19 protein-coding genes and 1 tRNA gene are annotated in these 19,274 nt (G+C 71.5%); 12 read left to right on the forward strand and 8 right to left on the reverse strand.

Annotated elements, in window-relative coordinates:
• Positions 1-25: 25 nt before the first annotated feature.
• On the reverse strand, positions 26-1,081 hold the full coding sequence (locus JMF97_RS00005; protein WP_203219664.1) for an IS110 family RNA-guided transposase: 1,056 nt from the start codon (positions 1,079-1,081) through the stop codon (positions 26-28).
• Between the two features lie 1,280 nt (positions 1,082-2,361).
• Here JMF97_RS00005 and JMF97_RS00010 point away from each other — a divergent pair.
• The 3 genes from JMF97_RS00010 to JMF97_RS00020 are packed head-to-tail and all read left to right on the forward strand — an operon-like array spanning position 2,362 to position 5,326.
• Positions 2,362-3,906: a replication initiator gene (locus tag JMF97_RS00010; protein ID WP_307816710.1), complete on the forward strand. Its 1,545-nt coding sequence runs from the start codon at positions 2,362-2,364 to the stop codon at positions 3,904-3,906.
• Complete coding sequence (locus tag JMF97_RS00015) at positions 3,903-4,100, forward strand: excisionase family DNA-binding protein (protein WP_203219665.1); 198 nt, start codon at positions 3,903-3,905, stop codon at positions 4,098-4,100. The genes JMF97_RS00010 and JMF97_RS00015 overlap by 4 nt, the downstream gene beginning before the upstream one ends.
• Positions 4,100-5,326 (forward strand): tyrosine-type recombinase/integrase, encoded by a 1,227-nt coding sequence (locus tag JMF97_RS00020; RefSeq protein ID WP_203219666.1) that lies wholly within the window; start codon positions 4,100-4,102, stop codon positions 5,324-5,326. Before JMF97_RS00015 ends, JMF97_RS00020 begins: the two co-directional genes overlap by 1 nt.
• 75 nt (positions 5,327-5,401) lie before the next feature.
• Here JMF97_RS00020 and JMF97_RS00025 read toward each other — a convergent pair.
• Together JMF97_RS00025 and JMF97_RS32285 are read right to left on the reverse strand one after the other, a co-directional pair.
• Positions 5,402-5,473 (reverse strand) — tRNA-Val (locus tag JMF97_RS00025).
• Positions 5,474-5,523: 50 nt separating this feature from the next.
• Positions 5,524-6,198, reverse strand: a complete 675-nt coding sequence (locus tag JMF97_RS32285; protein WP_438803739.1) for a TIGR02611 family protein — start codon at positions 6,196-6,198, stop codon at positions 5,524-5,526.
• Positions 6,199-6,498: 300 nt separating this feature from the next.
• Here JMF97_RS32285 and JMF97_RS00035 point away from each other — a divergent pair, with 300 nt between their 5' ends.
• Positions 6,499-6,930, forward strand: a complete 432-nt coding sequence (locus JMF97_RS00035) for an SsgA family sporulation/cell division regulator (protein ID WP_007457244.1) — start codon at positions 6,499-6,501, stop codon at positions 6,928-6,930.
• Between the two features lie 123 nt (positions 6,931-7,053).
• Here JMF97_RS00035 and JMF97_RS00040 read toward each other — a convergent pair whose 3' ends face one another.
• Positions 7,054-7,830 (reverse strand): glucose 1-dehydrogenase, encoded by a 777-nt coding sequence (locus tag JMF97_RS00040; protein ID WP_203219668.1) that lies wholly within the window; start codon positions 7,828-7,830, stop codon positions 7,054-7,056.
• 190 nt (positions 7,831-8,020) lie between these two features.
• Here JMF97_RS00040 and JMF97_RS00045 point away from each other — a divergent pair, with 190 nt between their 5' ends.
• Both JMF97_RS00045 and JMF97_RS00050 read left to right on the forward strand, forming a co-directional pair.
• Positions 8,021-8,911: a helix-turn-helix domain-containing protein gene (locus JMF97_RS00045; protein ID WP_013732432.1), complete on the forward strand. Its 891-nt coding sequence runs from the start codon at positions 8,021-8,023 to the stop codon at positions 8,909-8,911.
• A 61-nt stretch (positions 8,912-8,972) separates the two neighbouring features.
• Positions 8,973-9,428 carry an RrF2 family transcriptional regulator gene (locus JMF97_RS00050; protein ID WP_013732431.1) on the forward strand — a complete coding sequence of 152 codons (456 nt, stop codon included), beginning with the start codon at positions 8,973-8,975 and terminating at the stop codon, positions 9,426-9,428.
• Positions 9,429-9,440: 12 nt separating this feature from the next.
• Here JMF97_RS00050 and JMF97_RS00055 read toward each other — a convergent pair whose 3' ends face one another.
• Positions 9,441-10,067: a flavin reductase family protein gene (locus tag JMF97_RS00055; RefSeq protein WP_203219669.1), complete on the reverse strand. Its 627-nt coding sequence runs from the start codon at positions 10,065-10,067 to the stop codon at positions 9,441-9,443.
• 245 nt (positions 10,068-10,312) lie between these two features.
• Between JMF97_RS00055 and JMF97_RS00060 the strand changes: the two genes are divergently transcribed.
• Positions 10,313-10,492 (forward strand): DUF4236 domain-containing protein, encoded by a 180-nt coding sequence (locus JMF97_RS00060; protein ID WP_013732429.1) that lies wholly within the window; start codon positions 10,313-10,315, stop codon positions 10,490-10,492.
• 121 nt (positions 10,493-10,613) lie between these two features.
• Entirely contained in the window at positions 10,614-11,117 is a 504-nt protein-coding gene (locus JMF97_RS00065) for a potassium channel family protein (protein ID WP_203219670.1), read from the forward strand.
• On the opposite strand, the gene JMF97_RS00070 is transcribed toward JMF97_RS00065, so the two are convergent.
• Both JMF97_RS00070 and JMF97_RS00075 read right to left on the reverse strand, forming a co-directional pair.
• On the reverse strand, positions 11,092-11,952 hold the full coding sequence (locus JMF97_RS00070; protein WP_203219671.1) for a hypothetical protein: 861 nt from the start codon (positions 11,950-11,952) through the stop codon (positions 11,092-11,094). The genes JMF97_RS00065 and JMF97_RS00070 overlap by 26 nt on opposite strands.
• Positions 11,953-12,016: 64 nt before the next feature.
• The gene (locus JMF97_RS00075; protein WP_203219672.1) at positions 12,017-12,538 is read right to left on the reverse strand and encodes a VOC family protein; all 522 of its coding nucleotides are present in this window, start codon (positions 12,536-12,538) and stop codon (positions 12,017-12,019) included.
• Positions 12,539-12,587: 49 nt separating this feature from the next.
• Here JMF97_RS00075 and JMF97_RS00080 point away from each other — a divergent pair, with 49 nt between their 5' ends.
• The 3 genes from JMF97_RS00080 (at position 12,588) to JMF97_RS00090 (ending at position 17,541) form a co-directional block, all read left to right on the forward strand.
• The gene (locus JMF97_RS00080; RefSeq protein ID WP_043723507.1) at positions 12,588-13,049 is read left to right on the forward strand and encodes a MarR family winged helix-turn-helix transcriptional regulator; all 462 of its coding nucleotides are present in this window, start codon (positions 12,588-12,590) and stop codon (positions 13,047-13,049) included.
• Between the two features lie 68 nt (positions 13,050-13,117).
• Positions 13,118-15,097, forward strand: coding sequence for a tetratricopeptide repeat protein (locus JMF97_RS00085; protein ID WP_203219673.1), 1,980 nt, complete (start codon positions 13,118-13,120; stop codon positions 15,095-15,097).
• A gap of 155 nt (positions 15,098-15,252) precedes the next feature.
• Positions 15,253-17,541: a HelD family protein gene (locus tag JMF97_RS00090; protein WP_498043303.1), complete on the forward strand. Its 2,289-nt coding sequence runs from the start codon at positions 15,253-15,255 to the stop codon at positions 17,539-17,541.
• A gap of 125 nt (positions 17,542-17,666) precedes the next feature.
• Here the strand turns inward: JMF97_RS00090 and JMF97_RS00095 are convergent, their stop codons facing one another.
• The gene (locus JMF97_RS00095; protein WP_203219674.1) at positions 17,667-18,068 is read right to left on the reverse strand and encodes a hypothetical protein; all 402 of its coding nucleotides are present in this window, start codon (positions 18,066-18,068) and stop codon (positions 17,667-17,669) included.
• Between the two features lie 670 nt (positions 18,069-18,738).
• Between JMF97_RS00095 and JMF97_RS00100 the strand changes: the two genes are divergently transcribed.
• Complete coding sequence (locus JMF97_RS00100) at positions 18,739-19,113, forward strand: hypothetical protein (RefSeq protein ID WP_203219675.1); 375 nt, start codon at positions 18,739-18,741, stop codon at positions 19,111-19,113.
• The last annotated feature ends 161 nt before the right edge of the window (positions 19,114-19,274 follow it).

Here is a 19,274-nt window from a genome sequence, read left to right on the forward strand (position 1 = left end):
AGCCATCCCGATGCTCCTATGGAGGTCAAGGGGTGAGGGCGGCGAAGTCGGCCCGGAGGGCTGTGTAGACGTCGCGGACGATGTAGCGCTTGAGGCAGCGGAGGATCTCCTGCTTGCTGAGGCCTTGGGTGATGCGTCGTTGCTGGTAGGCGCGGGTGCGTGGGTCGTAGCGCAGGCGGCAGAGGGCGATGGTGTGTAGGGCGTGGTTGGCGCCGCGGTCGCCTCCTCGGTGGAGGCGGTGGCGGCGTACTCGTCCGGAGCTGGCGGGGATGGGTGCGGCTCCGCAGAGGTGGGCGAGTGCTGCTTCTGATCGGAGGCGGTCGGGGTTGTCGCCGGCGGTGGTGAGTAGTTGGGCGGCGACGTCGGTGCCGACGCCGAACAGGGCGCTGGTGTGGGGTGCGGCTTGGCGGACCAGTGGTGTCAGTTGCCGGTCGAGGGTGGTGATCTCATCGGCCAGGGCGGTGACCCGCCGGGCGAGTCCGGCGAGTGCGGCAGCGGTGGCCTGTTCAGGGTCGGCCAGCCGGGTCGGGTCGATGGTGAGCGCGGCGCATCGGTTGATCAGGACGGCGGTGCTGAGTTTGGTCAACTGTGCCCGCAGAGCTTCGGGGGCGGCGGCGACCAGGCCGCGCATCTGGTTGATCGCCGCCGTGCGGGCCTTGACTGCACCTTGGCGGGCCACTCGCAGGGCACGGATGGCCTCGACAGGTCCGGTGCGGGTCTTCGGCGTACCCATGGCGGTACCGGCGAGGGTCGCCCGGGCGGCGGCGACAGCGTCGATGGGGTCTGACTTGCCCTTGGATCGGCGGGTCCTGCGATCCGGGCGGTCGACCTCGACCACGGTGACCTTCTGGCCGGTCAGGTGGCGGGCCAGGCCAGCGCCGTAGCTGCCGGTTCCTTCGACGCCGATGGCCGTCAGGCGGCCGAACGAGCGCATCCAGGCCAGCAGGTCTGCATAGCCGGCGGCGGTTGCCGGGAATTCGGCGTCGTCCAGGAGGCCGCCGGTGTTGTCGATGATCGCTGCGTGGTGGGTGTCGCGGTGGGTGTCGACACCGCCGATGACCGATCTCTTCTTCGCTGCCATGCTGGTGAGGTCCGCCCTTTCTCGGTCTGCGTCGAGAATCTCGTGGACACGTCACCGGTCAGGCGATGCGGACAACACAGTGGTGGGTGCCTCTCGCACAGGCTCCTATCAAGTCACGACGCCTGACCGGTGACATGCAGTTGGCGGGGCCACCGAGCCGGCCGACGGATCGGGATGAGGACAGCAAGCGTCGGTCTGCCGGTGAGTCAGACCAACCCGGCGACCCACCCCACCATCCTCACTGTCTGCCGTCGACCCGCCCTCCTGGGGAGCGGGCCGCCGCCCGGCCCGCCACGTCAAGCGGACCTTGACGGCTCGTACGGGCGCTGGCGGGTCGGGCGGTGGTCTGCTCGGCTTGCCCGGGTCGATGGCAGGCGGGATGGCCTACCGCCACCGCCCACGGACCGTGACCCGCTGACGGAGCCCCGGCCATCCTGGAGCCGGAGCGCCCCCGCCGGAGGCGCAGTAACCGCAACCCCTCGACCGCCGCCAGCTCGCCAACGCGGCCGGCGTCCGCTTCCCTGCGCCGCGCGGACTCGTGGCCGCGCGGCCCGGCCGGCTGCCGGCCCACCCCTCACCGGTCAACGCCCCTGTCGTTCTGCGGCGGCCCACCGGGCTACCCGCCCTCCGCGCCAGCCGCCGGGCGTGTTGCGTGGCCGGAGTCGGAGCGCCAGCGGAGCGACGGACGCGCGCCCAGGCGGCGGCGCGTGCGGCCCGTTCAGGGCCGCCTTGATAGACGTACAGAAAGTCCTCCCACACCGGCCGGCAGCCGGCCGTCCCTCCTCGGGCCAGCGCGATTCACGACGGGTTGACGCGTCGGTACCCGGTGCTACTCTGGCGGTCGTCGAGCACGCCAGTGCGGCCTTCCTGCCGGATCGCTGGGCTCGACCACGGAGATGCTGAGCGGCCTTCCTGCCGCTGATGCGGGCCACGTCCCGCCGGTTCTCGATCACGCTGGCCGCGATGTCGGCCCGGAATCCGCTGAGTGGCCCAGCACGGCCTTCCCGCCGTCACGATGGCCCGGATTCGCTCTTCGACGGGTGGGGCTCGCCTGCGGCAACCCGCCGGATGCCGACCTTCAGGCACCCCACCCGTCCCGGCATGAACCAGCACGGCAACCGGACCGCGCCTCAACGGCGGTCGGCCACACCCGCCCTCCGGCGTCAGCCGCCCTCCACGGCGGTGCCAGGAGACACCACGAACACCACCGACGTACAGCGTTCCGACGACCGGTGGCGATTCGTCGCCCGTCCCTGCCACCCGCTCTGAGGAGAGAGACCGTGTCCACCCTGCACCGTCCCGGCGTCGCCGCCGGGCGTGACGCCCAGGCCCTGCACCGGGCCACCACCCCCGACTACTTCGGCTGGTTGGAGCACACCCGGACCGCCGGGGGCTGTGCCCGTCCGATCCGGCTGACTGGCACCATGACCGCCGTCGACCGGGGTACCGGCCGGGTCCTGGCCGAGCAGCACACCGACGAGCTGCCCGATCGGGTGCTCTACAAGGCGTGCGGCAATCGGCGTGCCGCCCAGTGCCCGGACTGCTCCTGGGTCTACGCCGGTGACGCCTTCCAGGTCGTCCGCTGCGGTCTGACCGGCGGCAAAACGGTCCCCGTCTCGGTGGCCCGGCACCCGGTCGTCTTCGCCACCTTCACCGCGCCGTCGTTCGGCCCGGTCCACCACCGGCACGTACCCCGGCACACCTGCGCCGACCGACGGCGCTGCGACTGCCGACCATCCCCCTGCCACGCCCGCCGTGATGCTGTCACCTGCCCGCACGGGCGGCCTGGGGTCTGCTTCGCCCGTCACGACTCGGCCGATCCGCAGCTCGGTCGGCCGCTCTGCCTGGACTGCTACGACCACGATCACCAGGTCGTCTGGAACGTCTTCGCCGGTGAGCTGTGGCGACGCACCAAGCAGGCCGTCGAACGCCAGCTTGCCGCCCTCTGCCGCCGACGCGGTATCCCGAGGGTGGAGGTCGTCACCGACTCCGGCCGGGTTCGGCGGGTGCCGCCGGTGCGGGTGTCGCATGGGAAGGTTGCCGAGATGCAGCGCCGGGGCGCGGTGCACTTCCACGTCCTGCTGCGCCTCGACGGGGTCGATCCCGGTGACCGGCACGCCCTGGTCCCGCCACCGGCCGGGATCACTGTGGACGATCTCGACGCCGCCGTGCACGCCGCTGCTGGGCAGATCACCTTCGCTACCCCGCCGCATCCCGACCGGCCGCAGGGTTGGTCGATCGCCTGGGGCGAGCAGGTCGACGTGCGCCGCATCGGCACCGGCGACGGGGACGTGACCGACGCCAGGGTGGCCGCCTACCTGGCCAAGTACGCCACCAAGGCCACCGAGGTCACGGGCCACTGCTCCACCCGGCTCACCCCGGACACCGTCGACGCCTACGCCGATCCGGAGGGCGACCACCTGGCCCGGCTCATCGACGCCTGCTGGCGACTCGGCCGTCCCACCCGGCACCGCACCAGCGACACCGCCGCCCAAGCCGAAAACCGTCAAGGCGACCTTGACACCACATCCCGTGCCTACGCCGGGCTGCGTCGGTGGGCGCACATGCTCGGCTACGGCGGTCACTTCCTCACCAAGGCCCGCCGGTACTCGGTCACCTTCGGGCTGCTCCGCGACACCCGCGCCACCTACCGCCGCGCCGATGACAGCTCCGTCACCGTCGGCACCCTGGCCTTCGTCGGCTCCGGGTGGCTGACCGACGGGGACGCCCTGCTCGCCAACACCGCCGCCGCCCAGCACCGGGAACGCAGCCGCGTCGGCCGGGAGGAACTCGCCCACGAGCTGTGGTCGGGGGTGGCGGCGTGACCCGATCCCTCACCCCGCGCTGGTACTCCCCCGCCGAGGTCGCCGTCCTGCTCGGCTTCGGCATCTCCAAGGTCAAGATGAAGATCGCCACCGGTGAACTGCGCTCCATCAAGGACGGCAAGTACCGCCGCATCCTCCCCGAATGGGTCGACGACTACATCCGCGACCAGATCGAACGGCAGGAGGCCGCCTGATGCCCGCCCGTGCCCGTGCCCGCGCCAACGGGGAAGGCTCGATCTTCCCGTACCGCAACGGCTTCGCCGCGTACGTCTGGGTCACCAAGCCGGACGGCAAGCGGACCCGCAAGTACGTCTATGGCAAGACCCGGGACGCCGTGCACGACAAGTGGATCAAACTGCACCAGCAGGCCAAGGCGGGACCGGTGGCGACAAGTGTGCCGACTGTGGGCAGCTTCCTCGCCTACTGGCTGACCGAGATCATCGAGCCGAACCGGGCGCCGCTGACCTTCGCCACCTACGAGACGTTCGTCCGTCGCTACCTCGTCCCCGGCCTCGGGGCCAAGCGGCTCGACCGGCTCCAGGCACGCGATGTGCAGACCTGGCTGAACCAGGTGGCCCGTACCTGCCAGTGCTGCGCCCAGGGCAAGGACGCCGCCCGCCGTAAGGACAAGCGGCGCTGCTGCGCGGTCGGCCGGTGCTGCCAGGCGGTCCCGTCGACGCGCACGGTCAGCGACATCCGCGCCGCACTTCGGGCCGCCCTCACCCACGCCCAGGCCGAAGACCTCATCACCAGGAATCCAGCCGTGCCGGTCACCCTGGCCACCGTCCGCCGTCGCCGCGGTAAGTCCTGGTCCAGCGACGAGGCACGCCGCTTCCTCGAATCGGCTCGCGCCGACGCCGATCCGCTCTATGCCGCGTACGCCCTGGTCCTCGTCACCGGCCTGCGCAAAGGCGAAGCCCTCGGTCTCACCTGGGCCGACGTCGACCTCGACGCCGGAGAGCTGACCATCGGCCGCCAGCTCCAACGCGTACGCGGGCAACTCCTGCACCGCGACACCAAGACCCAGGCGTCCGACGCCACCCTGCCCCTGCCGGACATCTGCCTGACCGCCCTCCGGCTGCGCAAGCACCAACGCGACGAGGCCCAAGCGACGGCCGGTAAGGCGTGGCACGAGAACGACCTCGTATTTACCACCCGCTACGGCACGCCCATCGAGCCGCGCAACTTCCAGCGCTCCTGGCGGACCCGATGCGACAAGGCGGCAGTCAAGCCGATCACCGTCCACGACGCGCGGCGGACCTGCGCCACCCTCCTGGCCGACCTCGACGTCCACCCGCGAGTCGCCATGCAGATCCTCCGGCACGCCCGCTTCTCGGTAACGATGGAGATCTACACGCAGGTGTCGTCGCAGGCGACCCGGGACGCGCTCAAGCGGCTCGGTGAGTCCCTGACGCGGTGACGAACTGCTGTACTTCGCTGCTGTACTGGCAGCAGAAAGGCCACCTCCCGGAGCCGGGAAGTGGCCTGAGCTGCGTGGGCGATACTGGGATCGAACCAGTGACCTCTTCGGTGTGAACGAAGCGCTCTCCCGCTGAGCTAATCGCCCTCAGCGCGGATGACTCTACCCGATCGTGCGACCGGATCGCGAACCCGGGGTCAGTGCGTCGCGAAGTAGCGCAGGACCTGGGCGATCACGTCGATGTCGAGGCTGAGTTTGATCGAGATCAGGGCCACCGCGCCGACGAAGACGATGCCGACCGCGCCGAGCACGAAGCGTACGGCCAGTGATTGTCGCTTCACCCAGTTGGCCCAGCCGTGGACGTGGCGGCGGGTGAAGGTGAGCAGTCGTTTGGCCCAGTGGAACTCGACGGCCCAGATGCCGAGGCCGGCGATCACGATCAGCCAGCCGGGGCCGGGTAGCGGGATGAGCAGGATGCCGACGGCGACGACGAGGGCGCCGAGCACCCCGATGATGACCCGCAGGGCGAGCCGGCCGGTGGGGTTGGATCGGATCAGTGCGAGGGTGGTGGACACCCGACGACGCCAGCGGGGTCGGTCACGTCGTTCCGGCATGGTGACACCCCTCCTCTCGCGCCGTGTGGCCTGGCCCGCCTGCACTCGCTCATCCTGCATGAGGGGGTGGTTACCCCGTCGGGCGGGAGCTTGCCCGTTGGCAGGGCGGCGTGAATTGCGGCGGTTGCGGTCGCCGCCTGTCGGTCGGCGTTCGGCTGTTGACCGGCCGCGCTGGCCCTCCTGCTTTTTCGGCACCCCGTACCCCCGCTGTTCGTCTCGCGGACCGCGACGATCGACGGATCCGCCATGCCGTGGGATCCACTCAGGATCACTCAGCGGCCATTTCACCACCTAGTGTGGCGCGGGCCCGTCACTGTAACGGCCGACTGGACGTTACCGGAGTAAGTCGACGACTGAACCACCCGATGCCGGGCGGGATCTACGCACTGGGCAGAACCGGAAATCCTAGATGAATTTTCACATTCTCGTGGCCTTTCCGACCCCCTTCCCACCACTGGGTGAAGTCAGCGTATGGCGGAGCGTAGCCAGGAGTAGCGGCTGAGTATGGGAAAAGCGGGACACGCGCGTTCCGCACGCGGTGCCGGGGGGAGAACGTCCATGAGTGTCATCCGACCGACGACCGTTGAGGTCGAGACGTCGCTAAGGCTAGTCGCGCCTGACGCCACCGCCTTGCCGGTGCGTGCCAGCCTGCGCTACGACCCTGCTGACCCGTATGCGGTCCATGTCCTGTTCCATGCCGAATCGGCCGGCGGCGAGGCGGTGAGTTGGTCGTTCGCCCGCGAGCTGTTGGTCACCGGGCTCGACGAACCGGCCGGCATCGGCGACGTCCGGGTCTGGCCATGGGCCACTCCGCGCGGCGACTTCGTCGCGCTGGCGCTGTCGTCGCCGGACGGCAACGCCCTGTTCGAGGTGCCGCGCAGCGTGCTGGTGCGGTTCCTGCGGCGCACCTACGTCGTCGTCCCGCGCGGTCGCGAGGCCGAGCACCTGGACGTCGACACGGCGGTCAACCGGCTGCTCGCCGGGCGCTGACCACGACCCGAGCCAGGGCCGCGCAGACCTTCGGGGTCCGCGCGGCCCCAGCATGTCCGACGGTACGCGGGCAGCCTCCCGCCATCGGCCACGCGACCCGGATCCCCCCGCCCGGTCGCCGGCTCAGCCGTGCGTGGTGATGCCTCCGTCGACCGGGATCACCGCACCGGTCAGGTAGGCGCCGGCCCGGGACGCCAGGTATATCGCGGTGCCCGCCATGTCCTCGGGTCGACCGATTCGTCCCAGTGGCACCTGCGACTCGATGGCGGCCCGCGACCCCGGGTCGTCAAGCGCGAACGCCATCATCCTGCTCTCGAACGGGCCGGGCGCGATCGCGTTGACGGTGATCCGCTCGCCGGCCAACTGGTGGGCCAGGCTGCGGGTCAGCATGTGCACCGCCGCCTTGGTCGCCGAGTAGGCGTACACCTCCATCGAGGGCACCCGTAGGCCGTCGACCGAGCCGATGTTGATCACGCGGGCCGGGTCGTCGTCGGTGGCGGCGGCCCGCAGCGCCGGCAGCAGCGCGGTGGTCAGCCGGAAGACGGCCTTGACGTTGATCGCCCAGAGCTTGTCGAACGCGCTCTCCGGGTACTCCTCCAGCGGTGCGCCCCAGGTCGCGCCGGCGTTGTTGACCAGCACGTCGAGGGTGTCGACCCGCTCGCGTACCGCCTCGGCGAGCGCCTGCGCGGCCTCGTCGCTGCTCAGGTCGGCGGGGATCGCCTCGCACCTGCCGTACGCGGACAGTTCCTCGGCCACCGCCGCGCAGGCCTCCGCCTTGCGGGACGAAATGATCACGTGTGCGCCGGCCTCGACGAAGCCTCGGGCGATCATCAGCCCGATCCCCCGCGTCCCGCCGGTGACCAGGACCGTCTTGCCGTGGACCGAGAACAGATCGGTCATGCCCATCCTCTCGCAGGCCGGCCTGCCGGCCGGGATCGGCGACCCGTGCCCGCGCGAGCAGCACCGCGGCCGGGGCGCTATCGATCGGAACCTAGTCGTCGTGTCCGGCCACGACAAGCCGGCACGGAGACGCGGACGCGCGGGCCGGAGAAGATGCATACCGCTGACTGTCGGGCTAACGTCGCTGGTGATGGTCGCTTCCGGTCACCTCTCCCCCGCCCGGCTCGATCCCACCGGCGAGATCGAAACGGTCACGCTCTGCAGCCTCGCGCCCGACCCACGGTGGCGCCGGCCGATGCTGCTCGACCGGGAGCTGATCGTGCTGGCCACCAGCGGTCACGGGTACGCCGAGGTCGATTTCCGCCCACTGCCGTGTCGGCCCGGCACGCTGTTGCGGGTACGGCCCGGCCAGGTGCTGCGCTGTGCCCTGCCCGACCTGGACGCCACGGTCATCCGCTGGCACCCGGAGGCGCTGCACGGGTTGGACGTCGCCGCCGACGACGGGCCGGCCTGGTTCCAGCTCGCCGGGGAGGACGAGGACGCGGTCATCAACGAGGTGAGCCAGTTGACCGTGGACGCCCGCCGGCACCGGGACACTCCGGCCGGTCGGAGCCTGCTGCGCCATCAGCTGAGCGTGCTGCTGCTGCGGTTGAGCATGCTGCCGAACGCCGACTGGCGGCCCTCGCGGCCGGAGGAGGTCACCTACCACCGCTTCCGGCGTGAGGTCGAGATCGGGTTCTCGCACAGCCGTCGGGTCGAGGATTACGCCGACCGGCTGGGCTGCTCGGTGCGTACGCTCACCCGGGCCTGCCTGGCGGTGACCGGGCGCAGCGCGAAACAGGTGCTCGACGAGCGGGTGGCGCTCCAGGCCGGTCGGCTGCTCGCCGCCACCGACGAGCCGATCGCGCAGATCGGTCGACAGCTCGGCTTCACCGAGCCGACCAACTTCGGTCGGTTCTTCACCCGTGAGGTCGGGGTCAGTCCGGGCTCGTTCCGCGCCGCCCGCGACCAACGCGGGCCGGGTCCGATGGTCCGTCCGCGTACCCCGGTCGACGCCCGGACCGACAGTCACCAGGGGTGACGAACGAATTCGACCGGGCCCGGCGGCGCTGCCGGCGGGACGGATTGGGCATGATGGCAGGGTGCAGATCTCCGCGCGTGGCGACTATGCGGTACGGGCGGCGCTGAGCCTGGCGGCCGCGTACCCGGCACTGCTGTCCACCCAGACCATCTCCGCGGAGCAGGACATGCCGCGCAAGTTCCTGGAGGCGGTGCTGGCCGACCTGCGTCGGGCCGGTGTCGTTCGCGCCCAGCGCGGGGCGGAGGGCGGCTACGCCCTGGCCCGGCCGCCCCGGGAGGTGACCGTCGGTGCGGTGCTGCGGGCGGTGGAGGGGCCACTGGCCGGCGTACGGGGTCTGCGTCCCGAGGAGACCAGCTACGAGGGTGTGGCGCAGCACCTGCCCGGCTTCTGGGTGGCGGTCCGCGCCTCGCTGCGGCGGGTGGTCGACGAGGTGAGCCTGGCCGACGTGCTCAGTGGGCGGTTGCCCGCCCACGTGCGACGGCTGACCACCCAACCCGATGCCTGGGAGCCTCGCTGATCCGCACCACTGTCACCTGACAGCCGGCGTCGCCGTGGCGTAGCCGCCGGGCTGATGCAGCAGCGGTTCTCCGTCGACGCCGACGGAGAGCGCCAGCGGCTCGGCGACGACGAGCGTGTGGTCGCCGACGGGAATCCGGTGCACCACCCGGCAGAGCAGTCGGCCCAGCACGCCGGTCAGCAGCGGCAGCCCGAACGGACCGGCCTCCCAGTAGGGGTATGCGGCGAACGGGTCGACGCCGGGGGTGGCGAAGACGGTCGCCGCTTCGGTCTGGTTGGCGGCGAGCAGATGTACGGCGACGTGCTCGGCCCGGTCCAGCACCGGCGCGGTGGACGCGGCGGTGTCGTGGCTGAACGACACCCGTGGCGGGTCCAGCGACACGGTGGTGAAGCTGGTCGTGGTGAAGCCGGCTCGTGGTGTCGCGCCGAGGCCGCCCAGGCAGGCGGACCGGTTGTTCCGGGCCACCGCGGTGACCACGGTGACCGTGCCGACCTGCTGCTGCCGCAGCCGGTCGAACAGGTCCCGGTCCACCGGTCGCAACTGGTCGACGCGGTCCCGCCCGGCGGTGGTCACGCCGGTGTCGGTGTCGCGGCGCGGCAGGATGGTGTTGCTGGCGCGCAGAGGTGCGGGGTGTTGCATGACGGGTCCTCTCCGGTGCGCGAGATCGAGCGAGCTCCCGGCACCATCACAACGTGAGACAGATGCCGCCAGCTCCCCACAACATCGATCCAAGCAGCATCTACTGCTCGGCAAAACCCATCTGATAAATGGGATATTCGGGTTGTGGTGAGGCGACGGCCTCCACTGGAGACCAGCGGAGTTTGCGGCGTGGGCGTTACGGGCATCTTCGAGCGCGCAGGGGACACGACGAAGGGAGGCCCGCAATGGGTCTGATGTTCCGCAAGCGCAAGAAGTTCGGGCCGCTGATCCTGAACTTCACCCAGAACGGCTTCTCGTCCTGGAGCATCAAGCTCGGACGATGGTCCTGGAACTCGCGGGCCAAGGCGCACAGGGTTGACCTACCCGGCCCGCTGTCCTGGAAACAGGACAAGTCCCAGGCGTGAGGTTCCGAGGTCGAGCGGGGCACCGGTCCGGTGCCCCGCTCTCCTGTGGGGACTCCGTGTCCCGGCAGGGGAAATGACCGATCGACCCGATGCCCGACAGGCCAAACCAGACAATGGAGAAATGAGGCAGAAACCGGACCATCCGCAGGAGTTTCGGCGTGCCGGGCTGGCCTGTGCCCTGCTGCTGGTGACCTACTTCGTCATACCGGTGGAGCCCGACCCCAACACCGCGCGGATCGGCGTACGCCTCGGCCTCACCCTGTCGATGGTGGGCGCGGTGGCCTGGCTGGTGACCAGCCAGGTACGTCGTCAACTCGTCGCCGGACCGGCCCGCGAGGCCCGGTCGCTGGCGCACCTGGCGATAGCCCTGGTCGCCGGGCTGCTCGCCTTCGCCCTCGCCGACTTCGTGGTGGCCCGGGCCGCCCCGGCACAGTTCGTCGACCTGGAGACCCGGATCGACGCGCTCTACTTCGCGCTGACCACGTTGACCACCGTCGGCTACGGCGACGTGCACGCCCAGGGTCAACTGGCCCGAGGGCTGGTCATCGTGCAGATGCTGTTCAGCATCGGGGTGATCGCCACCGGGGTGTCCCTGGTGGTCAGGCAGTTGACCGGACGGCCGTGACCAGCACGTCGCCACCGAGGCGGCCCTGCTCCGGATCGCGGCTCACCTGCCCCGCGTCGAGCAGTCCGGTCAACGCCCGCACCGCGTCCGTCGCCCGGTAGGCGGTGTCGGTGACGGTGTGCCGGCGCAGTTCGGTGACCGTACGCGGGCCGTGCCGGACCAGTTCGGCCAGCAGCACACCGGCCAGCGGCGCGACGTCCACCGGCAGGTCGGCCCGCAGCGGCAGACCGTCCGGGTCACGCAGCGCCGCCCCGGTCGCCCACACCGCCTCCTTGAGCGCCTCCAGGTTGCGGTCCGAGCCGGTGCCGAACCCGATCCGCCCCGCGGGGTCGGCCAACTCCACCTCGGTCACCAGCGGGAACCCGGCGTCGGCCAGGGCCGGCCGCAGCGACGTGCCCGCGCCGGAGAGCACCAGCACCTCGGCGGGCCGGCCGGTCGCGGCGGCGGAGAGCGTCGCCGGGTCCAGCGCCCCCTCGGTGCCCAGGTAGGACAGGACCGGGGCGCCGGCGGCACCGGCCGCCCGCAGCGCCACCGACAGTCGACCGGGAGCACCGGGCGCGCCCGGCATCAGGTGCACCGCCACCTGCGGCGGCAGTTGGGCCTCGACGGCACCGAGGCGGGCCGGCAGGTCTTCGGTGCCGTCGGCCAGCACCAGCACGGAGAGCCGGCAGCCGCCTAGCCGGTCGCCGTGCTCGCCGATCACCCGCAGCGCGATCTCGGCCGGGCGGGCGTCGTCACCGGCGTACACGATGGCGAGGGTGGCTCGCCGGGCCCGCTGGCACGCCCCGGTCAACCACCCACCCAGATACCGCTCCCAGACCCACAGACCCGCCACCCTCCCGTTCTACCCCACCGGCCCCGGCCGCGGCGGGTCAGGGCCACTGACGGGGTCGACGCGGTCAGACCGGGACCGAGATGCCGACGCCGCCGCGGGTGGCGCCGCCGTAGCGGGCGATCTCGGCGGGCAGGTCGAGCCGGCCGATGCGGGTGCGGGCGGCGAGCGCGGCGTCGTCGAGCCGGTCGGCCGGCACCAGCCAGACCACCTCGAACTCCAGCCCGTCGGGGTCGCGGCCGTAGAGGCTCTTGGTGGTGCCGTGGTCGGAGGCGCCGACGAGGGCGTCCGCTGCGGTCAACCGGCGGGCGGTCTCGGCCAGTTCGTCGAGGGTGTCCACCTCCCAGGCCAGGTGGTACAGCCCGACGGTGGTGCGGCCGGCGGTCGAGGGGCGGGCCTGCGCGCCGAGGGCGAACAGGCCGAGGTCGTGGTCGTTGGTGGAGCCGGGCGCCTGGAGGAAGGCGGCGCCGCGGAAGCCCTTCGGGGTCATCGGGACCAGTCGGAAGCCCAGCACGTCGCGGTAGAACGCGACGCTACGGTCAAGATCGCTCACGTAGAGCACGGCGTGGTTGAGGCGGTGAATTCCCATGTCACGACATTAGCGCGATTTGGTTGAGCGCTCAACTACCTTGACTATGATGGCGGTCATGACCCGCTGGCTTGATCCGGACGAGCAGCGCACCTGGCGAGCGTTCCTGGCCGCCTCCCGCGCGTTGATGGACACCCTCGACCGTGAGCTGCAACGCGACGCCGGGATGCCGCACGCCTACTACGAGATCCTGGTCCGGCTCTCCGAAGCGCCCGAGCGTCGGCTGCGGATGAGCGAACTGGCCGACGCCACCGGCTCCTCCCGCAGCCGGCTGTCCCACGCGGTGACCCGGCTCGAAGCGGCCGGCTGGGTGCGCCGCGAGGACTGCCCGACCGACCGACGGGGGCAGATCGCCCGGCTCACCGACGACGGTTTCGCCACCCTGGCCGCCGCCGCGCCCGGCCACGTCGAAGGCGTACGCCGACACCTGTTCGACGCACTCAGCCCAGCTCAGGTGGACCAACTGCGGCGCATCAGCGAGGCGCTGACCGATCACCTGAACCAGCCATGACCGGATCCTGACCGAACCGCTACGGCGCGGGACTTGTACATAACGTCGTCGGATGAGCACGATGGGGCGTGCCTTCCGGCTTCGGTGAACTGACTGATCAGGCTCACGACCTGGTCTCCGCCGGCGACCTCGCCGGCGCCCAACGGCTGCTCGCCGACGCGTTGACCGGCGCTGACCCGCGCCCGGCCCACGCGACACCCGAGCTGGCCGAAGCGGCGAGCCTGCATGCCCGCGTCCTGGTCGCGCTCGGCGAACCGCACTCGGCCCGAGGCTGGGCCGCCTTCGCGTACGCCGCCACCACCGGTCTGCACGGCCGCTCCGACCCGCGTACGGTCGCCGCCGCCGCGACCCTCGCCGCGGTGCTGCACCGGGTCGGCAGCTGGTCCCGGGCCGCCCGGCTCTACCAGGAAGTCATCATCGAGCTCACCGCCACCGACGGCCCCGAATCGCTGCGGGTACTGGCCGCACACGCCGACCTGGCCACCGTGGAGTACGCCCGCGGCCAGTGCCAGGTCGCCCGCGACCGCCTCCAGGACGCCTGGGAACTGCACCGCGAGGTGTACGGCGACGGCCACCCGAGCGGGATCAAGATGCTGGCCCGGCTCGGCTCCATGCAACGCGACTGCGGGCAGTTCAGCGAGGCACACGACAACCTCGCCCTCGCTCGCGAACTCAGCCGCCAGTACCTGGCCCCGGACGACCCGCTGACCGCGCAGGTGGCGGCCCTGGCCCGCGCCGCGGCCAACCCGGATCACGTCTGCGCCGACAATCCGCCGGTCAGCAGCGAGGACCCGGTCGTGCCGGCCGCCCGTACCCCACCGCCGGGCGACACCCCACCGGCACCACAGTGGCCGGTCGACCCACCGGAGACCCCCACCGCCTCACCCACTACCGCCTCACCCTCCACCGCCCCGCCCACCACCGTCTCGACTGCCGACGGCCCGGCCGCCAACGTCTCGCCCGCTGACGGTCCGGCCTGGTCCGCTGACGGTCCGGCCTGGCCCAGCGACGAGTCGGGGTGGCCGGCGGAGCCGGATCCGGCGACGGCGCACCCTTCCGCCGAGGAACAGCACCCGGTCGAGGGCTACCACCCCAGCCACGGCTACCACGGGAGCCCACCACCTGCCGGCGCGGCCTCGCCGGTCCCCACCCCACGCCAGCCCGCCGAAGGCCGGGCCGGGCCACCGGACGACTGGTGGACGCCACCGGCCACCGATCAGCACCCCGACCGGGACCGATACCCGGACGCCGACCGGGACACGTACGCCGATGCGTACGCGGACACCGACCGGGATCGGTACAGCGACCCGGATCCGTACAGCGACCGGGATCCCTATGCCGCGCCGGACCCGTACAGCACCGGCCGGGACGCGTATGGTGCGCCGGATCCGTATGGCGACGAGAGCGGGCGGACGGGGCCGGTCGACCCGTACGCCGATCGGAGCACCTCGGTCCCGCCGAGCGTGGTGGGTCTGACCGGGCCCGCGCCGCAGGCGCCCGGGGTCTACCGACTGCGTCGGGTCGACGAGCCGCCGCAGTCCGGGCCGCCGTCGCGGCTGCTCCCGGTGCCGGTACGCCGCGCCGCCCCGACCCCACGCCGGCCCAACCGGATGGTGCCGATCGTGGCCGCCGGGGTGGCCGTGGTGCTGCTCGGTACCGCCGCGGTCATCGCCGGCATGTCCCGGCTCGACAGCGGCGCCGACCCGGGTGCCCCCGCCACGAGCGGCGCCCCGGGCAGCGCGCCGGTCACCACGGCACCGCAGGCATCCGTCTCCCCCGGCGCCCCGCCCACCGGGCTCGCGTTGCGCGACAACCGGGACAGCGTGACGTTGAGCTGGGAGTACCCGGCCGGCAGTGAGGGACCGGTGATCGTCTCCGGTGGCCGGGCGGGGCAGCCACCCAGCCCGTTCGCCGATCTGCCCGCCGGCACCGACAGCTTCGTGGTGTACGGGTTGAACCGCAGCCTCGACTACTGCTTCACGGTGGCGGTCGCCTGGTCCACCGACGTGGTGGCCCGCTCGGAGCAGGTCTGCACCGACCGTAGCTGACGGTCACCGCCGTGGCCGCGCACGCGTTGATGTGACGGCCACCTGCCGACTGGTTTCATGGGTGCCCGGCGCGGTATCTTTATCCGTTCAGGCAACAAAAAAGAACGGCGATAAAAGCCGTTCCTATCTCGGAGACTAGCCAATTGGGAGACGGATTGTCAAGGCACTCCGACGGTTCGCCGTCCGACGACGAGATCGGCCGCGAGCAGGAGTACGTCTCGATGCTCTACCAGCGCCTGGACGGCCTGCGGGAGCAGGCGTCGCAGCGGCTGACCGAGGAACTGCGGGTGACCGGTGGCACATTGCAGGCCCGTTCCCAACGCGACAGCGCGGTACGGATGTACGCCGACCAGGTCGAGCAGTTCTCGGCGGTGGAGAACGGTCTGTGTTTCGGCCGGCTGGACACCGACGACGGCGCGCGCCACTACATCGGCCGGATCGGCATTTTCGACACCGACGGTGACTACGATCCGCTGCTGATGGACTGGCGCGCCCCGGCCGCCCGCGCCTTCTACCTCGCCACCGCCGCCAACCCGCAGGGCATCCGGCGGCGTCGACACCTGCGGACCCGGCAACGCAAGGTGATCGGCCTCAACGACGAGGTGCTCGACCTGAACACCGCCTCCCCCACCGCCCACGAGGAGTTGACCGGCGAGGCGTCGCTGCTGGCCGCGTTGAACGCGGGCCGTACCGGGCGGATGCGCGACATCGTCGAGACCATCCAGGCCGAGCAGGACCGCATCATCCGCGCCGACCTGCCGGGGGTGCTGGTGGTGCAGGGTGGCCCCGGCACCGGCAAGACGGCGGTGGCGCTGCACCGGGCGGCGTACCTGCTCTACACGTACCGGCGGGAGCTGTCGACCCGGGGCGTGCTGCTGGTCGGCCCGAACCTCACCTTCCTGCACTACATCTCGCAGGTGCTGCCCGCGCTGGCCGAGACGGGTGTGCTGCTGCGTACCCAGGCCGATCTGTTCCCCGGGGTGAACGCGCGGCGCGCGGAGCCGGCCACCACCGCGGCGGTGAAGGGTCGGCCGGTGATGGTCGAGGTCCTGACCAACGCGGTACGCGACCGGCAGCGGGTCCCCGACGAACCGCTGGAGATCGAACTGCCGCAGCGGGAGATCCTCGTGCTCGATCCGGCGACCGTGCAGGCGGCCCGCGACCAGGCCCGCCGCAGCGGTCGGCCGCACAACCTGGCCCGCGCCGTGTTCGACATCGAGATCATCCACGCGCTGGCCGACCAGGTCGCCGAACGCATCGGCGCCGACCCGCTCGGCGGGGCGAACCTGCTCGAGGAAGCAGACCTCGCCGAGATCCGCCGGGAACTGCGCGAAGAGCCCGAGGTACGCGCCACCCTCGACGAACTGTGGCCGGTGCTCACCCCGCAACGCCTGCTCGCCGACCTGTACGCCGACCCCGACCGGATCGCCACCGCCGCGCCGATGCTCACCGCCGACGAGCGGGCCGCGCTGCACCGCGAACCGGGCGGCTGGACCCCGGCCGACGTGCCGCTGCTGGACGAGGCGGCAGAGCTGCTCGGCGAGGACGACCGGGCCGCCGCCGCCCGCCGGGAACGCCTGCGCGCCCTGCAACGCGAGTACGCCGAGGGTGTGCTGGAGATCGCCCGGGGCTCGCGGTCGATCGACGTGGAGGACGAGGCCGACGGCGGCGAGATCCTCGGCGTGACCGACCTGCTCGACGCCGACCAGCTGCTCGAACGTCAGGAGGAGGCCGACCGGTTGACCACCGCGCAGCGGGCGGCGGCCGACCGGTCCTGGGCGTTCGGCCATGTAATCATCGACGAGGCGCAGGAGCTGAGCCCGATGGCCTGGCGGCTGCTGATGCGCCGCTGCCCGAGCCGGTCGATGACAATCGTCGGTGACGTGGCGCAGACCGGCGCGTTGGCCGGCACCCCGTCGTGGGCGCAGGCGTTGGCGCCCTATGTGGCCGACCGGTGGCGGCTGACGGAGTTGACCGTCAGCTACCGCACGCCCGCCGAGATCATGGCGGTCGCGGCGGAGGTGCTGGCCGAGATCGACCCGACCCTGCAACCACCCCGCGCCGTACGCTCCAGCGGCCGTACGCCTGTCGCTCGCCGCGCCCCGGCCGACCGGCTGGGGGCGGAGTTGGTCGAGATCGTTACGGCGGAGACCGCCGCACTCACCGACGGACGCCTCGGCGTGATCGTGCCGGCCGCCCGTGTCGACGACCTCGGCGCGACGGTGACCACGGCACTCCCCGAGGCCACCGTCGGCGAACAACCCGACCTGGAGAGCCGGGTGGTCATCCTGACCGTCGCCGAAGCCAAGGGCCTCGAATTCGACTCGGTCATCGTGGTCGACCCCGACCAGATCGTCGCCGAATCCCCCCGAGGCCGCAGCGACCTCTACGTAGCCCTAACCCGAGCCACCCAACACCTAACCACCCTCACCCCCACCCCCTAACCCACCACCCACCCCCACCTCGGTTGATCATGAGGTTGGCGGCAGTGGTCGATCTCCATGGCGCCGCCAACCTCATGATCAACGCTGTCGTGCAGGGTGGGTCGGTGGGTGGGTGGGTGGGTGGGTCAGTCGAAGTTGCCGATGTGGGTGGCGGGGGTGGACTGGTCGCTGGTGGAGCCGCCACGTGGGGTGCTCAGGCCGCCGGTGGTGGCGTCACCCGTGGTGGTCGGGGCCACCTTGCCTCGGTGACGCTCCGGCTGGCGGGCCACCCGACGTACGCTCGCCGGACCGGCCGTACCTCCGGTGGTGGTGATCGCGCCCTGTCCGCGGGTGGGACCGCCGTCACGCAGCACGTTGGGGTCGATCGGCACCTTCGCCGGATCGTCCGGGTCGTCGCGCTGGATGGCACTGTTCACATCGGTAGGCGGCACCGTCACCTCGTCCAGGGCACCCTCGCCGTACACGCCGGCGGTGAGCCGCTCCTCGGCCCGACGGGCAGCGTCCTGTCGCAGGTCGTCCTCACGCATGATCCATCACCTCGCTCACGTGTCGATCCCTGAAGCGTGCCCGGTGACCGCCCGAACAAACCCGGACCCGCTGACCAGCCAGCGTCCCGCCCATCCTTGGGCAGGTGATCGCGCTCGATCCGGGATTGAGTGGTGTCCCGGCAGCGAGGAAGCCACTCAATCCGGGATTGAGCCGTGTCCCGTGACGACGAAGCCACATGATCCGGGATTGAGTGGCTATGGGCGGCGGCGAGGCCCCCCGCTCTGAGCTTGAGTGGCTTCCCGGCGGCGGCGAAGGCACTCGATCTGGGATCTTGTGGTGTCCAGGCGGAGACGAAGCCACTCGATCCCACATCGGGGCCACTCGGGAAGAGGCACGTCGTCGGGCGGACACGGGCACGCTGCGCGGACAGGGAGAGGCGCGTCGTCGGGCGGGCGGAGGGTGCGCTGGGCGGGGGTGAATCGGACGGTGGGGACAGGGGACGCGAGGTGGGAACGGACATTCGGCGGAGCCGGCGCGGTGTGGGTTATAGGTGGACGCGGGACGGGTCTGGCCGGCGGATCCGGGGTTACTGCTGTCGGGGCACCGGGTAGACCCGTCGTGCCCCCGCCAGTACGCGAACCGTGCCGTGGCCGACACGCGGTAGCGGGGCGAGGGATCGCAGGACTCATCGCATCCTGAGGAGGACAGATGAGCACGCAGGCTGCATCCACCAGGCCGATGAACCGTCCCGCGCAGGACGTACAGCATCGTCAGGCCATGCAGGACATGCCCACCCGGCAGATGCCGGCGTACGACGGCCATCGGGAGCCGGCGCAGGCACCCGGTACGGAGACCAAGCAGTCGTTCCTGACGACGGAATTCTGGATCTACGCGGCGGCCGTGGCTGCTGTCGTGATCGCAGCGTTCTGGCGAGGCACGACCACGAACGGTCTGAACCTGAACAACCCGGGCCAGGCGTGGTTCTTCATCACCCTGCTGACCCTGGGTTACCTGGGTAGCCGTGGCCTGGCCAAGGCCGGCAGCCCCAAGCGTTCGGCCGAGGAGCGTCGACGGGGGCGTTGACCCGCGCGCATGACGCACGGTGGCCCTCCGGGATCCGTTCCCGGAGGGCCACCGTCTGTTCTGGTCCGACCGCCGCCTCAGGCTGCCCCGAGAGCACCGACCCTCGGCTGCTTGAGAGCACCGGCCCTCGGCTGTCCCGAGGGCGTCGGCCACGGGTCGCC

This window comes from Micromonospora fiedleri, assembly GCF_016774385.1.
Classification (GTDB): domain Bacteria; phylum Actinomycetota; class Actinomycetes; order Mycobacteriales; family Micromonosporaceae; genus Micromonospora; species Micromonospora gifhornensis.

Excerpts from the sequence above, each read along its gene's own strand:
- JMF97_RS00005 (WP_203219664.1), bottom strand. The coding sequence starts at position 1,081 with ATGGCAGCGAAGAAGAGATCGGTCATCGGCGGTGTCGACACCCACCGC.
- JMF97_RS00020 (WP_203219666.1), top strand. The coding sequence starts at position 4,100 with ATGCCCGCCCGTGCCCGTGCCCGCGCCAACGGGGAAGGCTCGATCTTC.
- JMF97_RS00035 (WP_007457244.1), top strand. The coding sequence starts at position 6,499 with ATGAGTGTCATCCGACCGACGACCGTTGAGGTCGAGACGTCGCTAAGG.
- JMF97_RS00040 (WP_203219668.1), bottom strand. The coding sequence starts at position 7,830 with ATGACCGATCTGTTCTCGGTCCACGGCAAGACGGTCCTGGTCACCGGC.
- JMF97_RS00045 (WP_013732432.1), top strand. The coding sequence starts at position 8,021 with ATGGTCGCTTCCGGTCACCTCTCCCCCGCCCGGCTCGATCCCACCGGC.
- JMF97_RS00055 (WP_203219669.1), bottom strand. The coding sequence starts at position 10,067 with ATGCAACACCCCGCACCTCTGCGCGCCAGCAACACCATCCTGCCGCGC.
- JMF97_RS00060 (WP_013732429.1), top strand. The coding sequence starts at position 10,313 with ATGGGTCTGATGTTCCGCAAGCGCAAGAAGTTCGGGCCGCTGATCCTG.
- JMF97_RS00065 (WP_203219670.1), top strand. The coding sequence starts at position 10,614 with ATGAGGCAGAAACCGGACCATCCGCAGGAGTTTCGGCGTGCCGGGCTG.
- JMF97_RS00075 (WP_203219672.1), bottom strand. The coding sequence starts at position 12,538 with ATGGGAATTCACCGCCTCAACCACGCCGTGCTCTACGTGAGCGATCTT.
- JMF97_RS00080 (WP_043723507.1), top strand. The coding sequence starts at position 12,588 with ATGGCGGTCATGACCCGCTGGCTTGATCCGGACGAGCAGCGCACCTGG.
- JMF97_RS00095 (WP_203219674.1), bottom strand. The coding sequence starts at position 18,068 with ATGCGTGAGGACGACCTGCGACAGGACGCTGCCCGTCGGGCCGAGGAG.
- JMF97_RS00100 (WP_203219675.1), top strand. The coding sequence starts at position 18,739 with ATGAGCACGCAGGCTGCATCCACCAGGCCGATGAACCGTCCCGCGCAG.